The organism is Exiguobacterium sp. HVEsp1, from assembly GCF_002009685.1.
Lineage (GTDB): Bacteria > Bacillota > Bacilli > Exiguobacteriales > Exiguobacteriaceae > Exiguobacterium > Exiguobacterium profundum.
In genome coordinates this window covers 1,717,359-1,737,473 of the sequence record NZ_KV917367.1, presented here as the reverse complement: position 1 = coordinate 1,737,473, position 20,115 = coordinate 1,717,359, and the positions used below count along the sequence as shown (strand labels likewise).

Below are 20,115 nucleotides of genomic sequence, written 5' to 3'. Positions count from 1 at the left end.
AAAGGGGAAACAACATGGATTTTCAATTATATTTTCAAGATGTAGTCGAACAAGCGCGTAACGAAGTACGTGCTGCAGGATACACAGAGCTCACGACACCGGAAGAAGTAGACGGGGCGCTGAAAAAAGAAGGGAAGACACTCGTCCTCGTCAACTCGGTTTGTGGGTGTGCAGGCGGGATCGCTCGTCCAGCTGCTGCATATGTGAACAAAATGGAAGGTGTGAAGCCTGACCATTTCGTGACCGTGTTTGCTGGTCAAGACCGTGAAGCGACAGATCGTGCACGTGAGTATTTTGAAGGATATGCACCGTCTTCACCGTCAATCGCACTTCTTGAGGATGGCAACATCGTGACGATGGTAGAGCGTAGTGAAATTGAGTCATCGACTGCTGAAGAGCTCGTCGACCAATTGCAAACATTATTCGACATCTACTTCGCATAATCAAGCATCGGCGCAAAGGCACTGCCTTTGCGCTTTTGTGAAAAGGGGCAGGGTATATGGAACCAGTCATCAAAATCATGACGGAGGCAGAATATATGATTGCCCTGTCACGCGGTGAAATCAATGAACCGTCACTTCAATCGGAAGGGACAATCAAATGTTGTACGCCGCAACAGATTGGAAAGGTCGTCAAAAAGTCGTATTCGGGTGAAGCGGTCGTTCTCGTATCGTTACACGTCAACCGACTTGGTCAGCTGCTACATTATGAATTGGATGAGGATGGAGAACGTTACCCGCATGTGTATAGCGCCATCCCCATGACTTCGGTCAAACAGGTGCAACCGTATGGGTCACGCGACAATGGAACGGTCACATATTTCGCTTTCGAGCGAATGTGACCTTCTTTTTTGTATAATTTGCATGAATATACTTTACAAGTAATAATTATGTGTATATAGTGGTTGAAGACACAAGTCGGACAACTGATGTGTCATAGAACAGTTGAGCAACGTTCACACATATGTCATAATTTTGTTAATGTTCTGATAATTATTATTCAACTATGAAAGGGAGATGAAGATGAAAAAAGGTTTTCTAGCATTATGTTTAGCAGGACTGGCCGCGTTCTCAGTCGCGTGTGGGGCAGACGTGAACGAAGGAGGATCGACATCGACCGATGGTGAGGATGACAAAGTCATCGTCATGGGTACAAGTGCCGATTACTTCCCATATGAGTTCGTCGATACAGCGAATGGCGACGAGATTGTCGGATTTGATATCGATATCGCCAAAAAAGTGGCAGAGAACATGGGATATGAATTGAAAATTGAAGATATGGATTTCGGAAGCTTACTTGGAGCCCTCAATGCAGGTCGAGTCGACTTCGTAATGGCGGGGATGACTCCGACAGAAGAGCGTAAAGAAAATGCCGATTTCTCAGATATTTATTTCACAGCGGTGAACTTGATCTTGTCAAAAGATGATTCGCTTCAATCACTTGAAGACTTGAAGGGGAAAAAGATCGGAGTCCAGCTCGGTTCGATTCAAGAAGGGATTGCACAAGATCAAATCACAGATACTGAGATCGTCTCGTTGAACAAGATTCCTGAGATCATTCAAGAAATCAAGACAGGACGTATTGACGCGATGGTCATCGAAGATACGGTCGCGAAAAAATACCTCGAGCAAGATAGTGAATTGACGACATTTGAAATTGTGGACGAAGAAGAAGCAGGTTCTGCTGCTGCCTTCCGTAAAGATGATGAACTCCGCGATCAATTCAACGAAGAGTTGAAGAAGATGATCGACAGTGGAGAAATCGAAGAGTTAGCACAGAAATGGTTTGAAGAAGAGGCTGCGCCAGCCGAATAATGAATCGTACGAGGCTGACTGAAGATGAATCGGTCAGCCCTTTTTTAGGAGGAACTCACTATGGATTTTAGCCGGATTTATGATTCGATCCCTTATATACTTGAGGGGATTCCAGTCATGTTCCAAGTGGTGATCGTCTCGGCATTGATTGGGATCTCACTTGGGATTGTTGTCGCTACATTAAAAATTGTCCCGAATCGTCTGATTAACTTTATCGGACATGCTTATACGGCGGTGTTCCGTGGGACACCACTCATTTTGCAACTCGCCATCATCCACTTCGGATTGCCGCAACTGACGGGATATATCACGACACCGTACCAGTCAGCGGTCATCGCATTCTCGCTCAACTCGGGGGCGTATATTTCAGAGATTATTCGAGCGGGTATCCAAGCAGTAGATAAAGGACAGTGGGAGGCTTCGGATGCTCTTGGTGTCCCATATGTCAAACAGTTACGTTCCATCATCTTGCCACAGGCGTTCAAGAACATCTTGCCTGCTCTTGTGAACGAAATGATCACATTAACGAAAGAGTCTGCCCTCGTCTCGACGGTCGGGGTGCTCGATATCATGCGTCGTGCGCAAATCGTCGGTGGGCAGAAGGCAATCTACTTCGAACCGCTTCTATTCGCCGGTGTGATATACTTTACGATAGTGATGATCTTGACGTATCTTGGACAACGTCTAGAAAAACGGTTAAGAAAGAGTGATGGAAGATGATCGAAGTAAAAGACCTACACAAACAATTTGGTGACTTAGAAGTGTTAAAAGGAATCACAACGACGATCGAGCGTGGTGAAGTGGTTGCTGTCATCGGACCGTCCGGGTCTGGTAAATCGACATTTCTACGCTGTTTGAACATGCTTGAGATTCCAACGAGCGGTACGGTCAGTGTCGACGGATTCGAGCTTACGAAAAAAGGGGCGAACGTCGCGAAGGCGCGTCAAAACATTGGGATGGTATTCCAACAGTTCAACTTGTTCCCTCATATGAGCGTATTGGACAATTTGACGTATGCACCAATCAACGTCTTAAAAGTCAGCAAGGCGGAAGCGCTGGAACGTGCGAAGAAATTACTCGAACGTGTCGGCCTTTCTGAAAAAATCGATGCCTATCCGAGCCAACTCTCGGGTGGACAAAAACAGCGTGTCGCCATCGCGCGTGCCTTGGCGATGGAACCGAACGTCATGTTGTTCGATGAACCGACATCGGCACTTGACCCTGAGATGGTCAATGAAGTACTCGACGTTATGAAAGGGTTGGCTGAGACTGGGATGACGATGGTCGTCGTCACACACGAAATGGGCTTCGCCCGTGAAGTGGCAGACCGCGTCCTCTTCCTGGATGAAGGGATTCTCATGGAAGAAGGAAAACCGGCTGACCTGTTGTTGAATCCGCAAACCGACCGGGCGAAACGTTTCTTGGAGAAAGTGTTGTAATCTGAACTTACGAAGGAAGGATGAATACACGTGAAAATCACCTATTATGGACATGCGACTGTAGGATTTGAGATTGATGGCGTAAACGTGTTGATCGATCCATTTTTGACGAGTAACCCTCATACGGAAATAGACCCTTCTACACTACGTCCGGACTATTTGTTGCTCACACATGCTCATTTCGATCATATCGAGGATGTCGAATTGATTGCGAAATCGTCGGGTGCGACGATTGTGGCGACACATGAACTCGCATCGTATTACGAGAAAAAAGGCTTCTCTGTTCACGGGATGAACATCGGGGGAGGTCATGCCTTTCCGTTCGGGCGTGTCACGATGACCCAAGCGTTCCACAGTTCGAGCTTTGACATGGGGGATACACCGGTCTATATGGGGATGCCTGCCGGATTCATCATCGAGACGAACGAACTGACGCTCTACCACGCTGGAGACACGAGTCTCTTCTCCGATATGAAGATGTACGGTGAACGGTTTGAAATCGATGTCGCGTTCCTTCCAATCGGAGACAACTTCACGATGGGACCAACAGACGCATTAGATGCGGCGCAGTGGCTTCAAGCGAAACGTGTCGTTCCGATCCACTTTGATACGTTCCCGCCGATTAAACAAGATGCTCAGGCGTTTTGTGACCAATTGCACCGTCGAGGTCTCTTGATTGAACCGAATACGACGATCGAGATTTAAGCATGGACGTGATTCAAGCGACGCGAGAGTTCATCGGAACGATTCATGCAGATGACGCGTCGGGTCATGACGTCGCCCACATTACGCGTGTCGTCCGACTAGTGGAACGTTTAATGGAGGATGAACCGGTCAATCGGACGGTTCTCCTCCTCTCGGCATATTTACACGACGTGGAAGATCATAAGCTCGGTCGTCCGAACGGTCTCGTCAAACAGCATCTGTCCTCAATTGACATCACTGAAGAGCAAGTGGAATTGGTGATGGCGGTGATTGATGAGGTCTCCTTCTCAAAAGGCAAGACCCCGACGAGCCGGGAAAGCGAAATCTTGCAAGACGCCGACCGTCTTGATGCGATGGGGGCCATCGGGATTGCGCGAACGTTCCAGTTCGCGGGTTCTCGCAAAACTCCGCTCGATTTGTCGGAAGAGAGTGCCATTCAACATTTTCATGACAAGCTGTTGAAGCTGGCGTCGATGATGCATACCTCAAAAGCAAAACAACTAGCGATGTCACGTCATGCTTTCATGCAGCAGTTTCTAGAACAGTTTCATGAAGAATGGGATGGGGTGGACATATAAAAGGACGACCGAGTATATTCGGTCGTCCTTTTGATTAGAATGGATGCTTGTTCAACCAATGACCACCATCAAGAGAGATGCAATCCCCGTTTAAATAGCGCATCTCGTCTGATGCCATCCAGTAAGCGAGGTCCGCGATCTCTTCCGGTGTCCCAAAACGTCCAAGTGGGACGTTACGGCGAATACGCTCTACTTCCTTCACGTGGGAGACGAGCTTTTCAGCGCCGCCTGTCCGTTCAATCGGTCCAGGACTGATGGCATTGACCCGTGCGCCGAATTGATAGCCCCATTCAACCGCGAGTGTTCGCGTCAAGTTCAAGACGCCTGCTTTCGCTGCCGCACTCGGTGCGACACCAGGACCTGCCTGCCACGCATAGGAAGCGACCATGTTGATGATGGAGCCGCCACGGATTTCATCTGCTTCCCAATGTTTCCCGAGAACATGGGTGCAGTTGAATGTCCCGTTTAAGACGATGTCGATGACACTTGCCCAACCATTAGGAGATAAATCAAGGGTCGGACAGACGAAATTTCCGGCAGCATTGTTGACGAGTGCGTGTACTGGTCCATAAGCGGATACGATGTCGGCCAGTGCTTTCGCGCATCCTTCATAGTCACGAACGTCATGTTGCACACTCATCGCCTGACCTGCATCGATTGAATTCAAATCGTTCATCGCTTCTAGTAGTCGTTCCTCGTTTCGACCGCTGATAGCGACGTTCCATCCTTCCTGTTTAAATTTTAATGCCATCGCTTTCCCCATGCCGGACGATCCCCCGGTAATCCAAATCGTTTTCATCTTAATTCCCCCTCAAAAATGAATGTTCGTTCATTTTACGTATTCGTCTTATGATGTAAAACTCCTTCAACAAAATGTCATTCGATGTTGAATCATTCTTTTCACTTGAGAAGTATATACATGATGTAACGATTGATATTCAAAGCCATGACGTGAATTTAAAATAGGAGATGATGGAATATGAAGCGCATTACAGGGCTGACCATATTCATACTTATCATTGTCGGAATGTTTGTGCTCATCGATCAATCTGATTCAAAGAAAATGTCTGAACAGGTCGAAAATAAGATGTTCACCCAAACGGAGACAAAGGTTTATTCTGAGTCGACGGTCGAAGAACTGAAGAAAATCCTTGAGACGTTTCAAAACGATTTGGCTCCGCAAATCAATAACGATTTCGAACGAAAGTTGGCAGAACGAATGTACGTGGAGATGAAGAAGAGTGGTGAAATCATCGATGTGAAGGAACTTATAATCCGTACGAAAGACCAAGCTGATTTTGAACGTGCATGGTTGGAGCATGCGAAAAGCGAATATGGAATCGTAGTAACGGGTGACGAAGTCGATGAACGGATTGAAAAAGGACCGGATGCGACGGTGGTCGAGTCTCAAAGACGATATGCAGAGGCAAAAGAGATGAGCGTGTATGAGCTCAATCATGATTATTATCGCGATCAATACGTGAAATGGGTCGTGTGGGAAGATTTGATTCCGCTCGTCACAGACCGCTATGAACAGTCAAGTGAGCATGTGCTCGACAACAATCGACTCATCGAATTGTATGAGCAAGAGGTGGAAGTTATAATCGAATGAAGCGTCAAGCAGCCCGACTCGTATGAGCCGGGCTGCTTTTCATTGAATTTTTTTCAAGTACTTCAAACCGAGTTCACGGTCGATCGTGTACATCGTACCGGCAACTTTCTCACCCCAGTATGGATCGGAGGCATAGAAGATATTGATGCCTTCCTGCTTGTTCCCAGGATAATCGCCACGAGCATATGGCCCAGTGACATATTTAGTCGCAAACAATTCAGCAGCAGCCTGTACGCTAGCGTCAATTGTTTTAAAGGATGTCGCATTCCCGCTCGGGTCGTCATCTGTCGCGCGGAATCCAAACAGGTTACGCTTTACTCGAGCGATATCGGATGTTCCAAAGCGGGACTCATGTGCGGCGACCGCAAGCAGGAATAGGCCATTGATGTTATACGTGTCTTCTGCCCGTTTAAAGGACTTTCCTTCCCCAGCGAGCGGTGAATCGATGGATTTTAAATATTGATCAAACTCGTCAGCCGAATATGGGGACGACTTGCGAATCGATGCAAATTGATAAGGAGAATCGAAGACGTCTTGGACACGTTCTGTGTAAAAACGGTCATCCGAGTTTTTTTCTGTCGGACCTACAAGGAACGTACCGGCGAGATTGGCGTTCGCTTCCACCGTATGGTAGACGTCACCTTCTCGAATCTCGTAATATCCACGTCTCTTCACAACCGCTTCAGGGAATAACGCCATTTGATCCGGTTTGACATACACATCCGCCCCGGAGATACGTACTTTAAGATGATCGTCTCCGCGCTCAATTAGTTGAAGTCTCGTGCCACCAGCGACATAGGATTGTCGTGTTTTAAATGATGCATCTTTATATAAGTTTGTGATAGCATCACTCGGAGTGACGACGACTCCGGTACCTGTAAAATCGAGTACTTCTCCAGAGGGGGAGAACAATGTCCGGTTCTTACCGGCCGTCATGTATCGTTTTGCTTCTGCGAGAGATTCGAACGACCTCGTGACACGGTCGCCATTCGTCACCGTTTCGACGGTATAGGTGTCTTCACGGGAAGATTGAATCCATAAAAAGGCTGCGATGGCGAGACTAAGTGTCGCAATCATCGGCCAAACCTTAAGTCTTTTCTTTCGTTTCAATCAAATCACTTCCAAACTTTTGAATTGCCAAACGAGTTGATTTAGTCAACAATTTGATGGAGAAGGGGGAAATTAGTATGAAAATTGGAACGCGGACGTTAAAGACCGCGGTCGCAGCAGGTATCGCGATGCTCATTTCCGAAACAATTCATCTCGATTATTTTGTATTTGCAGCCATTATCGCCATTTTAAGTATTCAAGAGACGCGTAAAAAATCGATTCGCGCCTCCTATGAACGAGTCATGGCAAGTCTTCTCGCCATCGGAATGGGTGCGGCGATGTTCACGCTACTCGGCTATTCACCGGTGACGCTCACACTTTATTTTGTCATTTTCATTCCACTCGTACAACAATTGAAACTGCAAGACGGGCTCATTACGAGTGTCGTCATTTTGACCCACCTCTACACCGAGGCACAGTTTACACTCGAGTTATTTATCAATGAGCTATTCCTCATTGCAATAGGTGTCGGTGTCGGGCTCGTCGTCAACATGTATATGCCGACGCTTGACCGTGAGATTGAACGGATTAAAGAGAATATCGACCGTTCGCTTGCTGTTCTGTATTATGACGTGGCGGCATGTGTCGAGACGGGCATCTATAACAATCACTCGATGATGCTCATCAAGACGCGGGACTATCTGAAAGAGGGGAAAGATTTAGCTCTTCGCCGTATGGGGAACTCAATCGGAAAGCGGAATGAAGACATGGACTATCTATACTTCCGGATGCGTGAACGACAGTATGATATTCTCAAACGAGTCGCTGATAACGCCAGAGAAATCACGATGGTCGTCAATGAAGCAAAACCGGTCGCGACGTTCTTACGTCGAGTCGGGGACCATGTGAACGAGCATGCCGATGCCTCTGTCTTTTTACAGGAGCTTGAAGAGATGATTGAGCATTATCGAAAAAACGTACCTCTCCCCACGACGCGTGAGGAATTCGAGGTACGCTCATCCTTATTAAATATTTTATCAGATGTAAAAAGTTACTTGATCTTGAAAGAGCGATACATCTTGCTCTTAAAAGAACATGGTCATGCTCGAGAGAAACGTGCTGATTAAAAAGATTGAGACGATGACGACGACGCCGATTTGAATGATGCGTTGTCGTCTTTTCTGTTTTTTCTTCATGGTCTGCCTCCATATACGTGTTTGCCATCATTGTACAGAATGGAAAAGATTCGTGCAATCCAGGGGAGTTTGATATAATGGTCAAGAAATGTTTGGATGGAGGGATGTTGTTTATGGTAAACGAGACACGCGTGCTCGACACATTTTTAGGATTGGTCGGCATCGATTCAGAAACGAAGGAAGAAGCGATCATCTGTGAACATTTGAAAGGTGTATTCACAGAGCTTGGCTGCGACGTCTACGAGGACGACGCATCAACGAAGACGGCACACTCTGGTAACAACTTGATCATCACGTTGCCTGCAACGAAAGACAATGTTGATCCGATTTACTTTACGGCTCACATGGATACGGTCACTCCAGGTAAAGGAATCAAGACGAGCATCAAAGACGGATATGTCGTCACGGATGGTACGACGATTCTCGGAGCAGACGACAAGACCGGCCTCACTGCGATGATCGAACTCGTGCGTGTATTGAAAGAAAAACAAATTCCACATGGTCAAATCCAGTTCGTGATCACCGTCGGGGAAGAATCAGGTCTTGTCGGTGCGAAAGTATTGGATTTATCGAAAATCGATGCGAAGTTCGGTTTTGCCCTTGATTCGGATGGACCAGTTGGAGACATCATTGTCGCCGCTCCGACTCAAGCAAAAGTGAACGCGAAGATTTACGGGAAGACGGCTCATGCTGGTGTCGCACCTGAAAAAGGAATCTCGGCGATTCAAATCGCAGCGAAAGCCATCGCGAAGATGCCGCTCGGTCGTATCGATGAAGAGACGACAGCCAACATCGGACGTTTCGAAGGGGGTCGCGCGACAAACATCGTGTGTGACTATGTCGAAGTTCTTGCTGAGGCCCGTTCCCTCATCCATGAGAAGATGGAGAAACAGGCGGAAACGATGAAACAAGCGTACATCGAGGTCGCTGAGTCGTTCGGTGGTCGTGCCGAAGTGGACATCGACATCATGTATCCTGGATTCAAGTTTGAGGAAGGGGACGAAGTCGTTGAGGTGGCGAAACGTGCGGCTCAGACAATCGGACGTCCGACTCGAATCTTACACTCAGGGGGAGGTTCGGATGCGAACGTCATCGCCGGTGGGGGAATCCCGACAGTCAACTTGGCGGTCGGCTATGAAGAGATTCATACGACGAACGAACGGATGCCACTTGAAGAGTTGTATAAACTCGTCGAATATGTCGTGACAATCGTTGAAGAAGTCGCATCACCTAAGCAATAAAAAAGAGCCGACCATTCGTCGGCTCTTCGTATGTGTTCGTACTCGTTATGCTGCGAACTCCAGTGATTCTAAAATCAACTCGTCTGTGCAATGAAGTTCGATCGCTATGTCGTGAATACGGATAGAGGTGCCTTGTTCCTGTTGGTGCAAGCGATTCATCAAAGCTGCGCGTTCTCGAATCGTCTCATAAATCGATTCGGGTTGTTCTGCCTTGGTCATCACAAATCACATCCTTTTCAGCGATTACGTCAAGTATAGCATGGAACGGCTTGAAGAAAGGAATTAAATATTTATGAAGTTACAGTTTTTAGGAACTGGGTCGGGGATGCCTTCGAAACAGCGCAACGTATCGGGGCTAGCTCTCGATTTATCGAACGTGACCTGGCTGATTGATTGTGGCGAGGGCACGCAACACCAAGTGCTCTATACGAAAATCAAACCGAGAAAAGTGACAGCGGTATGGGTGACGCATCTTCATGGTGACCATGTATTCGGATTGCCTGGATTCTTATCGACTCGTTCGGCACTCGATGGAACCGCCCCCTTGACCGTCTATGGACCAAAAGGATTGAAAAAATGGCTTGAAGCTACTTTGCGTGTCACAGGCTCACATCTAGGATACGAGCTGACCGTGATCGAGTACTCGGACGGGGACACATTCATACAAGACGACCATCTCGTCACTGTGCGAAAATTAGAGCATCGGTTCCCTTCATTCGGTTTCCGAATCGATGGTCCAGAAAAACCGGGCATGCTACGCGTCGATCTTGTAAGAGAACTCGGTATTCCAAGTGGACCGATTTATCGAACCATCAAAGAATCAGACCGATTTGAATTTGAAGGAAAATGGTATGACTCTAAAGAATACGTCACTGAACCGATTCCGGGAAAAATCGTAGCGATTTTAGGAGATACAATCCCGTGTGAGAACGCGAAGAAGTTGGCGGATGGAGCAGACCTCCTCGTTCACGAGGCGACGTTTATGGAGGCGGAACAAGCGCTCGCTCGGAAGTATGGTCACTCGACGACACGTGAAGCGACCGCGCTAGCGAATGCGTGCGCCGTCGGCAAGCTGATTGTGACACACATCTCAGCACGCTATGTCGGACGAGAGGAAGAATTTGTTCAAGAAGTTGTGTCGGATTTTCCATCGAGTCTCGTTGCGACGGACTTTTTAGAATATACAGTGGGGGAGTGATGTGACCATTCAACTCTATGTATGGGCAGCCTTTTTAGTAATCAGCGTTCTATTAGGGATTCGATTGAATCAATTAAAAGAGCCGGAAGCGAACTTTTTTCCAAAGTTCTTATTTTATTCACTGCTTGGAATCGTGTCTTTCCCCATCGGCGGTTTTCACATTCCGATTGGCTTTCTATTGTCTTTTTTGTTCTTTCCGAAACAGAACAGCCGGTATAAATGGTATGGGGCACTGTTAGGGTTCTTCTTTTTTCTTGTCTTGCTTTTTGTCCCGTTATTCGATCAATCCGGGTTTCGTTCCGAATCGCAACAAATCGGCGCCGTTTCGGTCACGGATGAATCGTTTGATGACATGACTGAAAAATTGTTACAACGAATCAATAGTGAATCGATTAAATTAGATCGTGGGAAACTACAGATCGACCGAGAAGGGAACGTTCAATCCATTGAGTACTTACTCATGGTGGAACGAGCCGAATCGTTCCAACAGATCCGTGTAACATACGGCTCAGGACAACTTTCGTATGAACAAGTCGATGAACTGCGTAAAGAATCTGGACAGGCCTTTTTTGAAAAGCTTGTCGAATTCGACCACATGCTGTCGACGTTACGAGGTCCTTCATGGGATGAGTATACTGACGTCGTTTCTGCCCCAGTGTTACAACTTTCCTATGATGGGCTGTATGACATGTACACGTTCGAAAACGAATCGATGCTCATGATCAATCGGGACAATGAACTGGTCAAGTTCTGGCTCCAGCGCGAACCAGTCCTCGCAAACAGCATCCAACTCGTCGGACTGACACAGGAAGGACGAAGTTCAGGCGAACGTTTTGCGATACTATATAATTATTCGATACATCAACGAGAGGATTTGACAGAATGATCAAACGGTATTTGAGTTTTTCCCTATTAGCGACCGCACTTCTTGTCGGATGTGGCGGAGAAGAAGCCCAACAAGAGGCGTGCGATGTAAGTCCGACCATTTCCGTATACAATGCGGCGACGGAAGAGACGCTCTATCAAGAGAAGAGCGTCTGTTTGGAAGATGATGCGACCGTGCTCGACGCATTGAAAGCGACAGGGCTTGACCTCGAAGTGACAGGAAGCGGAGACATGTCGTACGTGACGGCAATCGAAGGCGTCGAAGAAAAATCAGAAGGACAATCGTCAGGCTGGGTATTTGCTTTTAATGGTGCGCCCGGAGATGAAGGGGCCGGTGCTAAAGAAGTAGAATCGACGGACGTCATTCAGTGGCGGTTTGAAGAAGATGCGATTGCTTTCTTCGAATGAGGCAGATTGGGAGCGGCGACATCCTGTCACGCTCCTTTTCTTTCTATTCAGCCATCTATTCATCCTGACGTATATCCAAGATGTCACGGTATTGGTCGTCGGTCTTGTCCTGTTGCTCATGCTTGAACGTCGGTTTCCGTGGACGATGCTCATCGTATTGATTGCGTTTACTGTCGTTTCGGTCTTCCCTGCATTGTTCGGGTGGGAGTTATCGCTCTCTTACATATGGCGTCAGCTGTTGAGGTTGGCTACTTTTTTACTTGGCATGCTGTGGATTTCTCGTATTGTTCGATTGGAACGATTGCTGCCACTCCTCTCCAAATGGCCCCGTTCAACTTCCCTCTTGTACGGGGCGTGGGCACTTATTCCTTCGATGGAACGGGCGGTACGTCAGTCGCTCAGAAGTCACCCGAAAGGAGCCTGGCAAGAAGCGATCGAGAATGGCATTAAGAGCCAAAGGCATGAGCCAAAATTTGCAGTCGAGCCGATGCGTCGCTTCCGGGCCGAGGATGTTCTGCAACTCCTTGCGATTGGCTTGATTGGTTATGTATCAATCGAATGGACCATCATTCCATGGCTCATCTATCCATACATCACAAAAGGAGGTGTTCGTGATGCAATGGCTTTCTACCGTTGACGGTTCGTTCGAGGCATATATCGAACGGTATCGTCCTCAAGTCATCAGAATGAATCAACCATTCTCAGGAAAAGTTGGTCATTTATTATCCGGTGTTGACCCGCTTCGGGGAGCGGAACTTGCCTCACTCTTACAAATCGATGCACTATATCCAAAAGCGTTTGACGCCTGTTCAAGCGGAGAACAACAGATTGTACAAGTCGCTTATGCTCTATCAAATCAGCCCGAAGCAATTGTACTTATCGAACCGTTCCGCCACCTCGATCAATTCCGTCGAGAACATCTAGAGATGCTATTCCGTCGTATAACCGATCTCGGTGTTCAAATCGGTTATACGGAACGGGCGCGAGAGTCATCTGAAGACATACAAATCACTTTCCGACAATCGGAGACGATACCGAGGATTGATGCGACCGATGTATCCTATCGACACCCGCTTCAGGCGACTTATGCCATTGAAGAAGTGACCGTCCAAATGACTGAACCGGGTCTCACCGTCTGTATCGGGACGAACGGAAGTGGAAAATCGACGTTGCTCGAACTTTTAGCAAGGAGCAGACGCCCTCTTCGTGGACGGGTGAAGCGGGGGGAGCGAGCTGCCTATCTTCCTGCCGAAACGGAGTACGGTCCGTTTCCGAAAGAATCGAATCGGAGGATTGCACAACTTCAAGCCGTCCTGAACGACCCGGCAAGCGTCCTTTTGCTCGATGAACCGACGGTGGATTTAACGAATGGGGAGCGAACGGCGTTCCTTGAAGCGGTCTTGAAAAAGACAGAATCAGCACGCGTGCTTTGTGCGACCCATGATTTGGCGTTAATCGACCAAGCGACGGACGTGATTTACCTTGCAAGTGGTCGCGTGGTCTTTCAAGGTGAGCGCTCAATCTTTCAAGAACGGAGTACGCTATGGTCACATACGTCCTCGCCATTCTGATTGCCATCCTGGTTCTGTATCGATTTGAGAAATCTGACCTCCCGATTCAACCGCTCGTGCAGCTCTTGGCACTCGCAGTCATCGGGCGTTGGCTCTTTATGACGATTCCGAACGTACAGCCGACGACAGCTATTTTGATGCTGACCGCATTATGTATTGGGTTGAATGCTGCAGCGATCTTGGCACTCTTCGTACCCATCTTGTCGGGTCTGTTGCTCGGGATCGGACCGTTCGTCTTCTATCAATTTTTGGGGTGGCTTCTTGTCGTGACGCTCGTAAGCAGTTTTCGAACGATATGGATGAAGTCAGGTATCCTTTTCCTTACGCTCGGTTTTTTCTCTGGATTTTTATATGGATGGACGACAAATCTGGCGTTCATAGAAGTGATTGGAGCTGACTTTTGGAAGCTACTTTTACTCAGCGTCCCGTTTGACTTGGCACATGGGCTATCGAACGTTGTCTTCCTCATTTTAATCCGTCCCTTGTTTGAGCGCATATTCCTTCGTCAATTCGGGTAAATATACAATAGTCAAATCATTTTGAGTGAGGTGAACGACGGATGGGTGCATATATCAATCTCACTGAAGTCGGCATGTTTTTACTCGTAGGATTATTGTTTATCTTGTTAAATCTGATTCTATTGGCAAAACGTTACACGAGAGCCCGTTTTGCCATGATCAGCATCCTTGCGGCGAGCGTGTGGCCAGCACTCATGATTGTGCTTTCCGTGGAACAACTGAGCATCATGGACCAGCTCACATCGGGAGACCTGACGCTCGATGCCATCATGGCGTGGGGAGTCGTCATCGCCACAGCGCTGATGACCATGATTCCGGCAGGTGTGTTTCTATATCGGCTTGTAAACGTCTCTCGCTTACACTCTGAACCATAAAAGGAGCGACCCGATGCGGTCGCTCCTTTTCATGTGGTCGATTCAGCAGGTGTTCCATCAGCCGGTTTCTGGACGCGGCGTAGTACTTCTAAACTGAGAGCTCTCGGCATCAATTTGGCGACCCCGACCAACAGCTGATTCGAGAGTCCAGGGATGATCACACGCTTGTTATTCAACACCCCTTTGTATCCGAAGAAGGCGACGAGATGAGATGGCATTTTCGAGAATGACAATTCACTCCCGGCACGATTAAAGAAATTTGTATCCGTCGGGCCAGGGCATAATACACTCACATGCACACCGCTACCTTTCACTTCGGCATGAATCGCTTCAGTGAATGAAAGGACATAGGCTTTCGTCGCATAATAGACGGCCATATAGGGACCAGGTTGGAAGGCAGCGACGGATGCGACGTTCAACACATATCCGTGGTCACGTTCGAGCATGCCAGGCAAATAGGCTTTCGTCAGTTCGGTCAACGTATTGACATTCAATCGGACCTCGTCGGCCTCCGTCTCGGCATCGAGGTCGGCGAATGCGCCGGACGTGCCGAACCCGGCATTGTTGATTAAAAAGTCGACAGTGAGGCCAGCTTCGGCGATCATCGTCGTCAATCGGACTGCTGCGTCATGTTTTGCTAAATCTAGTGCAAAGATATGGACGTTGATGCGATAACGTGTCTCAAGTACTTTTTTTAGTTCATGCAATCGTGGTTCGTTCCGAGATACTAAAATACAGTCATAGCCGTCGCGAGCGGCGAGTACGGCCAAGTCTAGACCGATGCCCATCGAGGCGCCGGTGATTAAAGCTGTCTTTGACAACATGATCCACTCCTTTGATGAAAAGTCATACATTGTTACTGAATTCTTCACGAGTTGTTAAAATCCTGCTCCGTTCGCACAGTGGAACATATGCTAAAGTATAGCAAGAAAATGTGATTAGACTCACAAAGTAGGGAGTAGAACAAATATGATGATTCAGCTCGTCACTACGGCGCAAAGCGTCGATCAGGCAGAAGCGTTAATCAAAGCCGGCGCGGACCGACTGTATATCGGAAATTCGAGGTTTGGGTTGAGACAAAAAGGTGACTGGACAATCGATGCTGTGAGGGAAGTCACACAACTTGCCCATCGGTACGGGAAAGAAGTGACAGTAGCCGTCAACAACCTGATGCACAATGACCACATTGAAGAATTGACGGATTATTTGCAAACGCTGAAAACGATTGGAGTCGATGATGTCACCGCTGGAGACCCTGGTGCCATTCGCTTGATCCGACAGGCAAAGATTCCGTATTGGTATGATGCTCAAACGCTCGTCACGTCCGCCAAACAGATTCAATTTTGGGGGAAACGCGAAGCGATTGGAGCGGTCGTCGCGCGTGAAGTGACCATCGATGAACTCGTTTTGATCCAACAACAAATCGGACTTCCTGTTGAGGTACAAGTATATGGTCCGACGTGCATCCATCATTCCAAACGACCACTCGTGACGAATTACTTTAACGAACTCGGGAGACCGATTGAAGAAGCAAAACAACGCGAATTTTATATGAGCGAACCGGCAGATACGACGAGTCGTTATCCCATCTACGAGGACGAGAACGGTACCCATATATTCTCTGAGGATTTGACGCTCATGGGTCAGCTTCCGACGTTAGTCAAAAATGGACTTCACACGTGGAAGCTAGATGGATGGCACGCCGGGGCCCAGTTTGTTGAAATCGTTCAGTTGTTTACTTATGCCCGGACGAATTTGTTGAACGGTCGATTTGATCGCATGGAGATGGTACAACGTCTTCATGAGCTACAACCGGAAGCGTTCCGTCTCGGTACGGGATTATGGTTACGCAAGCCAGAAGAGATTAAGTGAGGGATCAAGATGAAACGACGTCCAGAATTATTAGCGCCAGCAGGAAACTTAGAGAAATTAAAGATGGCCATCCATTATGGTGCCGATGCGGTCTATATCGGCGGACAGCAGTTCGGGTTACGTTCACGTGCCGGTAATTTCAGTTATGACGAGATGCGTGAAGGGGTAGCCTTCGCACATGCGAACGGTGCGAAAGTATACGTCGCTGCGAACATGGTGACGCATGAAGGCGATATCGAGGGGGCAGGTGACTTCTTCCGAACACTTCGAGATATCGGAATCGATGCAGTCATCGTCTCGGATCCAGCGATGATTGAAACTTGTCTTACGGAAGCAGAAGGGTTGCCCGTCCATTTGTCGACCCAAGCTTCGGCGACAAACTACGAGACGCTTCGTTTCTGGAAGGAAGAAGGACTCGAACGAATCGTCTTGGCTCGTGAGGTATCGATGGATGAAATCGTCAAAATGAAACAGGAAGTCGATGTCGAAATTGAGACGTTCGTCCATGGGGCGATGTGTATCTCCTATTCCGGTCGATGCACGTTATCAAATCACATGACATTACGAGATGCCAACCGTGGGGGATGTGCCCAATCATGCCGCTGGAAATATGGTTTCTTTGAAGAGGGAGATCTTCTGACAGAAGAGATGGAAGCGCGTGACGAAGAGCTGTTCTCGATGAGTTCAGTTGATTTATCGATGGTCCGCCACATACCTGACTTGGTGGAGGCGGGAGTGGATAGTTTGAAGATTGAGGGACGAATGAAATCGATTCATTACGTCGCGACCGTGTGTAACGTCTATCGTCAAGTGATTGATGCGTACTGTGAAGACCCAGAGCATTTCGTCTTCGACCCGGCATGGGAAGAGGAAATTTGGAAAGCGGCCCAACGTGAGCTCGCGACCGGGTTCTATTACGGGATCCCGACTGAAAAAGAGCAATTGTTCGGGAAACCTCGTTCGATTCCGCAATTTGCGTTTGCAGCTCGTGTCATCTCATACGACCCTGTGACGGGTATGGCAACGCTCGAACAGCGGAATCACTTTTCAATCGGTGAAGAGGTTGAATTTTTCGGACCCGGATTTGTTCGTTTTTCACAAGTCATTGATACGATGGAGGATGTGGACGGACACCTCCTCGAGTCTGCTAACCAAGCGATGATGACGATTCGTGTAAAAGTGGATCGGCCAGTCGCGACCGATTACATTATGCGTAAGCGAAAAGGTGTGCGTGCTCGTTCGCTCGTTTGACACATCCACCGAGCCAACATAGTCGCCCGTTCCGTTCAATCCTGCTACCCTAAGAAGTAGAGACGGAGGGATGGAAGAATGAACCAAAATACGGAGCAATTACGGACTGAGCCCATCGGCAGACTCCTCTTCAAGTTATCGCTTCCGGCGATGATTGGGATGCTCGTGACGGCGCTCTACAATATCATTGATACGATTTTTGTCGCCCGAGGGATCGGTGCATCGGCAGTCGCTGCCATCGGGATTGCGTTCCCGATTCAAATGATTTTAATGGCCGTGTCGAGTGCCGTGGGACTGGGTGGGGCGTCTATCAGTTCGAGGAAGCTCGGACGCGGTGACGATGCCGGTGCAGCCGTTACATTCTTGAACGTACTTGTCCTCGTCGGTCTGTTTGCGGCACTTGCGGTCAGTTCTGCTTTCTTTATGTTAGATGACATTTTAAAAGTGTTCGGTGCGACGACCGAAATCATGGATCTCAGCCGACAGTACTTATCAGTTGTCTTGATCAGCTCACCATTCTTCATGTTCACACTCGCTTCGAGTGCGATGGTTCGTGCTGAAGGACAGGCACCTTATCAAATGAAGGTCATGCTGACGACCGTTCTCGTCAACCTCGTGACGACCCCGCTCTTCATTTTCACGTTCGACTGGGGCATGTACGGGGCAGCGACTTCGACGGCACTCGCCCAAGTCATCGGTTCCGTATTGATGCTGCGCTTCTTCTTCGCCCGAAAACCAAAAACGGAACTGCGCTTCAAGTGGCGTCAGTTCCGGATTCGATTCGATGAGATAAAAGAAATCATGGCAATCGGTTCGTCTTCGTTCATCATGATGGTGTCCCAATCCATTTTATTCGTTGGTGTCAACGTGATGCTCGGTACGTACGGCGGGACCGAAGAATTGGCCATTTTCGCCATTATCAACAAGTTCATGGCGCTCGTCGGTATGCCAATCATGGGAATCGTCCAAGGGATGCAACCAATCGTTGGATATAACTACGGTGCAGAGCGATTCGACCGAATGCGTGAAACCATTTGGACGGCGATGCGGGCCGGGATTGCGATTGCTGTCATCATTTGGTTGATTCTACAGCTATTCCCGCAAACGCTCATGGGCTGGTTCTCGACGGATGAGGCGCTCATTGCTGGAGGTGTGACGGCGATTCACATTCTGTTCGCCGTTTCTTTCCTTCCGAGTGTGCAGATGCTCGTCAATGGAATCTATCAGTCCCTCGGGAAAGCGCGAGTCGCCATGTTCTTGTCCCTGTCACGTCAGACGCTTTACACGATACCGCTCGTCTTCATTCTCCCATCGTTCCTCGGGGTGTTCGGCGTCTGGTTGGCATTCCCAATCGCTGATGCGATGACATTTTTGACGGCAGTCGCCCTGGCATTCTGGGACCGTAAATTATTGTTCCGTCCTTCAGAAGAAGATAAAGAAGCACATGATGTAAATCCGAAAGCGACAAACTTATAATCAAACGTCCGCTCGTGTCGAGCGGGCGTCTTCTTTTAGGAACAAGTATATCCCGCCGAGGAGGACGATCGCACCGACCCATTGGAACGGTCCGAGTCGCTCTCCGAAGAAGGCGTATCCAAACAGCATTCCCCACAATGCTTCTCCAAGAATCGTGATACTGACGACGGTCGCACTGACACGGGCAAGCGCATAGTTGAAGAGGTTGTGCCCGAGGATTGTCGGGAAGAAAGCGAGCGCAAGGAAGTACCACCAGTTGATGGATTCAAAGGCAGTGAACGTCGTGCCACGAACGAGCAACATGAAGCAAAGCACGACCGTCGCAACGAGATATACACTAAAAGAGTATGTATTCGTGTTCATCGAGGCTCGTACATGCTGTCCGACGAGCCAATATCCTGCAATCAATAGGGCGGCAATCAAGGCGAGTAGGTCTCCGAAGAGGGCTTCACGGCCGAGTTGAATATCCCCCGCGGCGACGAGCATGCCCCCGAGGACAGCAACGAGCGCGAAGGCCAGTCCCTTTCGAGTCGGATTCTTTTTAAAGATGAGTGCATTCCCGATCAACACAAAAATTGGACTCGATGTGACAAACAGTGTGGAGCTGGCGACCGTCGTGTAATCGAGTGACAAGAACCAAAGCCAAAAGTGAAAGGCCAGTAACGTTCCGCTAAGGAGTAGAGCATAACGTGTCATAAGGCGCGTGGTGATCAGTGATTTGAAATCGACAAACGGTAGCAACATGAGACACGTGAAAAGCATTCGGTAAAATGCGGCAGTCTCGGCAGGTGCCGACGTCCATTTGACGAAGAGGACGCTCGTCGATAAGAAAAAGACAGCGGCGAATAAGATAAGATAAGACATGGCGACACTCCTTCACAGTTGTACTTCTCTGTTAATGATATCGCAAAACAGCCACGAGGCAAG

Annotated in this window: 25 protein-coding genes; 20 read left to right on the top strand and 5 right to left on the bottom strand. The window is 48.4% G+C overall.

What is annotated here, in order from left to right:
* The first annotated feature begins 14 nt into the window (after nucleotides 1–14).
* The 7 genes from BV910_RS08950 (at nucleotide 15) to BV910_RS08920 (ending at nucleotide 4,536) form a co-directional block, all read left to right on the top strand.
* Nucleotides 15–443, top strand: coding sequence for a BrxA/BrxB family bacilliredoxin (locus BV910_RS08950; RefSeq protein WP_012726551.1), 429 nt, complete (start codon nucleotides 15–17; stop codon nucleotides 441–443).
* Nucleotides 444–499: 56 nt separating this feature from the next.
* A complete protein-coding gene (locus BV910_RS08945) occupies nucleotides 500–841 on the top strand; it encodes a DUF952 domain-containing protein (protein ID WP_074036735.1) in 342 nt (113 codons plus the stop codon).
* 181 nt (nucleotides 842–1,022) lie between these two features.
* The gene (locus BV910_RS08940; RefSeq protein WP_078147089.1) at nucleotides 1,023–1,814 is read left to right on the top strand and encodes a transporter substrate-binding domain-containing protein; all 792 of its coding nucleotides are present in this window, start codon (nucleotides 1,023–1,025) and stop codon (nucleotides 1,812–1,814) included.
* Nucleotides 1,815–1,874: 60 nt separating this feature from the next.
* On the top strand, nucleotides 1,875–2,534 hold the full coding sequence (locus tag BV910_RS08935; RefSeq protein ID WP_012726548.1) for an amino acid ABC transporter permease: 660 nt from the start codon (nucleotides 1,875–1,877) through the stop codon (nucleotides 2,532–2,534).
* A complete protein-coding gene (locus BV910_RS08930; RefSeq protein WP_031423364.1) occupies nucleotides 2,531–3,253 on the top strand; it encodes an amino acid ABC transporter ATP-binding protein in 723 nt (240 codons plus the stop codon). Before BV910_RS08935 ends, BV910_RS08930 begins: the two co-directional genes overlap by 4 nt.
* 30 nt (nucleotides 3,254–3,283) lie before the next feature.
* Entirely contained in the window at nucleotides 3,284–3,958 is a 675-nt protein-coding gene (locus BV910_RS08925; protein ID WP_078147088.1) for a metal-dependent hydrolase, read from the top strand.
* Nucleotides 3,959–3,960: 2 nt separating this feature from the next.
* Complete coding sequence (locus BV910_RS08920; protein ID WP_078147087.1) at nucleotides 3,961–4,536, top strand: HD domain-containing protein; 576 nt, start codon at nucleotides 3,961–3,963, stop codon at nucleotides 4,534–4,536.
* Nucleotides 4,537–4,570: 34 nt separating this feature from the next.
* Here the strand turns inward: BV910_RS08920 and fadH are convergent, their stop codons facing one another.
* On the bottom strand, nucleotides 4,571–5,335 hold the full coding sequence (gene fadH, locus BV910_RS08915) for a 2,4-dienoyl-CoA reductase (RefSeq protein ID WP_031423370.1): 765 nt from the start codon (nucleotides 5,333–5,335) through the stop codon (nucleotides 4,571–4,573).
* A gap of 180 nt (nucleotides 5,336–5,515) precedes the next feature.
* Here fadH and BV910_RS08910 point away from each other — a divergent pair, with 180 nt between their 5' ends.
* Nucleotides 5,516–6,148 (top strand): hypothetical protein, encoded by a 633-nt coding sequence (locus BV910_RS08910; RefSeq protein WP_078147086.1) that lies wholly within the window; start codon nucleotides 5,516–5,518, stop codon nucleotides 6,146–6,148.
* Nucleotides 6,149–6,187: 39 nt separating this feature from the next.
* On the opposite strand, the gene BV910_RS08905 is transcribed toward BV910_RS08910, so the two are convergent.
* A complete protein-coding gene (locus tag BV910_RS08905) occupies nucleotides 6,188–7,258 on the bottom strand; it encodes an N-acetylglucosaminidase (protein WP_240499833.1) in 1,071 nt (356 codons plus the stop codon).
* A gap of 77 nt (nucleotides 7,259–7,335) precedes the next feature.
* On the opposite strand from BV910_RS08905, the gene BV910_RS08900 reads away from it, so the two are divergent.
* On the top strand, nucleotides 7,336–8,325 hold the full coding sequence (locus BV910_RS08900) for an aromatic acid exporter family protein (RefSeq protein ID WP_078147085.1): 990 nt from the start codon (nucleotides 7,336–7,338) through the stop codon (nucleotides 8,323–8,325).
* A gap of 182 nt (nucleotides 8,326–8,507) precedes the next feature.
* Complete coding sequence (locus BV910_RS08895) at nucleotides 8,508–9,635, top strand: M20/M25/M40 family metallo-hydrolase (protein WP_078147934.1); 1,128 nt, start codon at nucleotides 8,508–8,510, stop codon at nucleotides 9,633–9,635.
* Between the two features lie 45 nt (nucleotides 9,636–9,680).
* Here the strand turns inward: BV910_RS08895 and BV910_RS14800 are convergent, their stop codons facing one another.
* Nucleotides 9,681–9,854: a hypothetical protein gene (locus BV910_RS14800; RefSeq protein WP_012726540.1), complete on the bottom strand. Its 174-nt coding sequence runs from the start codon at nucleotides 9,852–9,854 to the stop codon at nucleotides 9,681–9,683.
* 73 nt (nucleotides 9,855–9,927) lie between these two features.
* On the opposite strand from BV910_RS14800, the gene rnz reads away from it, so the two are divergent.
* From rnz to BV910_RS08860, 7 genes are read left to right on the top strand one after another with little or no spacing between them, the layout of a single operon-like run.
* Nucleotides 9,928–10,833 carry a ribonuclease Z gene (rnz, locus tag BV910_RS08890; protein WP_078147084.1) on the top strand — a complete coding sequence of 302 codons (906 nt, stop codon included), beginning with the start codon at nucleotides 9,928–9,930 and terminating at the stop codon, nucleotides 10,831–10,833.
* Between the two features lies 1 nt (nucleotide 10,834).
* Nucleotides 10,835–11,719 carry a hypothetical protein gene (locus tag BV910_RS08885; protein WP_078147083.1) on the top strand — a complete coding sequence of 295 codons (885 nt, stop codon included), beginning with the start codon at nucleotides 10,835–10,837 and terminating at the stop codon, nucleotides 11,717–11,719.
* Complete coding sequence (locus BV910_RS08880; RefSeq protein WP_078147082.1) at nucleotides 11,716–12,126, top strand: DUF4430 domain-containing protein; 411 nt, start codon at nucleotides 11,716–11,718, stop codon at nucleotides 12,124–12,126. Before BV910_RS08885 ends, BV910_RS08880 begins: the two co-directional genes overlap by 4 nt.
* Nucleotides 12,104–12,763, top strand: a complete 660-nt coding sequence (locus BV910_RS08875; protein WP_078147081.1) for a hypothetical protein — start codon at nucleotides 12,104–12,106, stop codon at nucleotides 12,761–12,763. Before BV910_RS08880 ends, BV910_RS08875 begins: the two co-directional genes overlap by 23 nt.
* A complete protein-coding gene (locus tag BV910_RS08870; RefSeq protein ID WP_078147080.1) occupies nucleotides 12,741–13,697 on the top strand; it encodes an ATP-binding cassette domain-containing protein in 957 nt (318 codons plus the stop codon). Before BV910_RS08875 ends, BV910_RS08870 begins: the two co-directional genes overlap by 23 nt.
* Entirely contained in the window at nucleotides 13,670–14,215 is a 546-nt protein-coding gene (locus tag BV910_RS08865; protein ID WP_078147079.1) for a hypothetical protein, read from the top strand. The genes BV910_RS08870 and BV910_RS08865 overlap by 28 nt, the downstream gene beginning before the upstream one ends.
* A gap of 41 nt (nucleotides 14,216–14,256) precedes the next feature.
* Entirely contained in the window at nucleotides 14,257–14,589 is a 333-nt protein-coding gene (locus BV910_RS08860; RefSeq protein WP_078147078.1) for a hypothetical protein, read from the top strand.
* Between the two features lie 29 nt (nucleotides 14,590–14,618).
* Here the strand turns inward: BV910_RS08860 and BV910_RS08855 are convergent, their stop codons facing one another.
* On the bottom strand, nucleotides 14,619–15,413 hold the full coding sequence (locus tag BV910_RS08855; RefSeq protein WP_078147077.1) for an SDR family NAD(P)-dependent oxidoreductase: 795 nt from the start codon (nucleotides 15,411–15,413) through the stop codon (nucleotides 14,619–14,621).
* Between the two features lie 151 nt (nucleotides 15,414–15,564).
* Here BV910_RS08855 and BV910_RS08850 point away from each other — a divergent pair, with 151 nt between their 5' ends.
* The 3 genes from BV910_RS08850 (at nucleotide 15,565) to BV910_RS08840 (ending at nucleotide 19,188) form a co-directional block, all read left to right on the top strand.
* Nucleotides 15,565–16,461 (top strand): peptidase U32 family protein, encoded by an 897-nt coding sequence (locus BV910_RS08850; RefSeq protein WP_240499879.1) that lies wholly within the window; start codon nucleotides 15,565–15,567, stop codon nucleotides 16,459–16,461.
* Between the two features lie 9 nt (nucleotides 16,462–16,470).
* Nucleotides 16,471–17,712 (top strand): peptidase U32 family protein, encoded by a 1,242-nt coding sequence (locus BV910_RS08845; protein ID WP_078147075.1) that lies wholly within the window; start codon nucleotides 16,471–16,473, stop codon nucleotides 17,710–17,712.
* A gap of 78 nt (nucleotides 17,713–17,790) precedes the next feature.
* Nucleotides 17,791–19,188 carry an MATE family efflux transporter gene (locus BV910_RS08840; RefSeq protein WP_078147074.1) on the top strand — a complete coding sequence of 466 codons (1,398 nt, stop codon included), beginning with the start codon at nucleotides 17,791–17,793 and terminating at the stop codon, nucleotides 19,186–19,188.
* Here BV910_RS08840 and BV910_RS08835 read toward each other — a convergent pair whose 3' ends face one another.
* Complete coding sequence (locus tag BV910_RS08835) at nucleotides 19,189–20,052, bottom strand: DMT family transporter (RefSeq protein ID WP_012726528.1); 864 nt, start codon at nucleotides 20,050–20,052, stop codon at nucleotides 19,189–19,191.
* Nucleotides 20,053–20,115 lie beyond the last annotated feature (63 nt).

Coding starts and splice junctions, on each gene's coding strand:
- fadH (WP_031423370.1), bottom strand. CDS start 5,335: ATGAAAACGATTTGGATTACCGGGGGATCGTCCGGCATGGGGAAAGCG.
- BV910_RS08845 (WP_078147075.1), top strand. CDS start 16,471: ATGAAACGACGTCCAGAATTATTAGCGCCAGCAGGAAACTTAGAGAAA.
- BV910_RS08835 (WP_012726528.1), bottom strand. CDS start 20,052: ATGTCTTATCTTATCTTATTCGCCGCTGTCTTTTTCTTATCGACGAGC.
- BV910_RS08840 (WP_078147074.1), top strand. CDS start 17,791: ATGAACCAAAATACGGAGCAATTACGGACTGAGCCCATCGGCAGACTC.
- BV910_RS08935 (WP_012726548.1), top strand. CDS start 1,875: ATGGATTTTAGCCGGATTTATGATTCGATCCCTTATATACTTGAGGGG.
- BV910_RS08875 (WP_078147081.1), top strand. CDS start 12,104: ATGCGATTGCTTTCTTCGAATGAGGCAGATTGGGAGCGGCGACATCCT.
- BV910_RS08910 (WP_078147086.1), top strand. CDS start 5,516: ATGAAGCGCATTACAGGGCTGACCATATTCATACTTATCATTGTCGGA.
- BV910_RS08895 (WP_078147934.1), top strand. CDS start 8,508: ATGGTAAACGAGACACGCGTGCTCGACACATTTTTAGGATTGGTCGGC.
- rnz (WP_078147084.1), top strand. CDS start 9,928: ATGAAGTTACAGTTTTTAGGAACTGGGTCGGGGATGCCTTCGAAACAG.
- BV910_RS08855 (WP_078147077.1), bottom strand. CDS start 15,413: ATGTTGTCAAAGACAGCTTTAATCACCGGCGCCTCGATGGGCATCGGT.
- BV910_RS14800 (WP_012726540.1), bottom strand. CDS start 9,854: ATGACCAAGGCAGAACAACCCGAATCGATTTATGAGACGATTCGAGAA.
- BV910_RS08950 (WP_012726551.1), top strand. CDS start 15: ATGGATTTTCAATTATATTTTCAAGATGTAGTCGAACAAGCGCGTAAC.
- BV910_RS08865 (WP_078147079.1), top strand. CDS start 13,670: ATGGTCACATACGTCCTCGCCATTCTGATTGCCATCCTGGTTCTGTAT.
- BV910_RS08920 (WP_078147087.1), top strand. CDS start 3,961: ATGGACGTGATTCAAGCGACGCGAGAGTTCATCGGAACGATTCATGCA.
- BV910_RS08930 (WP_031423364.1), top strand. CDS start 2,531: ATGATCGAAGTAAAAGACCTACACAAACAATTTGGTGACTTAGAAGTG.
- BV910_RS08900 (WP_078147085.1), top strand. CDS start 7,336: ATGAAAATTGGAACGCGGACGTTAAAGACCGCGGTCGCAGCAGGTATC.
- BV910_RS08940 (WP_078147089.1), top strand. CDS start 1,023: ATGAAAAAAGGTTTTCTAGCATTATGTTTAGCAGGACTGGCCGCGTTC.
- BV910_RS08945 (WP_074036735.1), top strand. CDS start 500: ATGGAACCAGTCATCAAAATCATGACGGAGGCAGAATATATGATTGCC.
- BV910_RS08880 (WP_078147082.1), top strand. CDS start 11,716: ATGATCAAACGGTATTTGAGTTTTTCCCTATTAGCGACCGCACTTCTT.
- BV910_RS08870 (WP_078147080.1), top strand. CDS start 12,741: ATGCAATGGCTTTCTACCGTTGACGGTTCGTTCGAGGCATATATCGAA.
- BV910_RS08860 (WP_078147078.1), top strand. CDS start 14,257: ATGGGTGCATATATCAATCTCACTGAAGTCGGCATGTTTTTACTCGTA.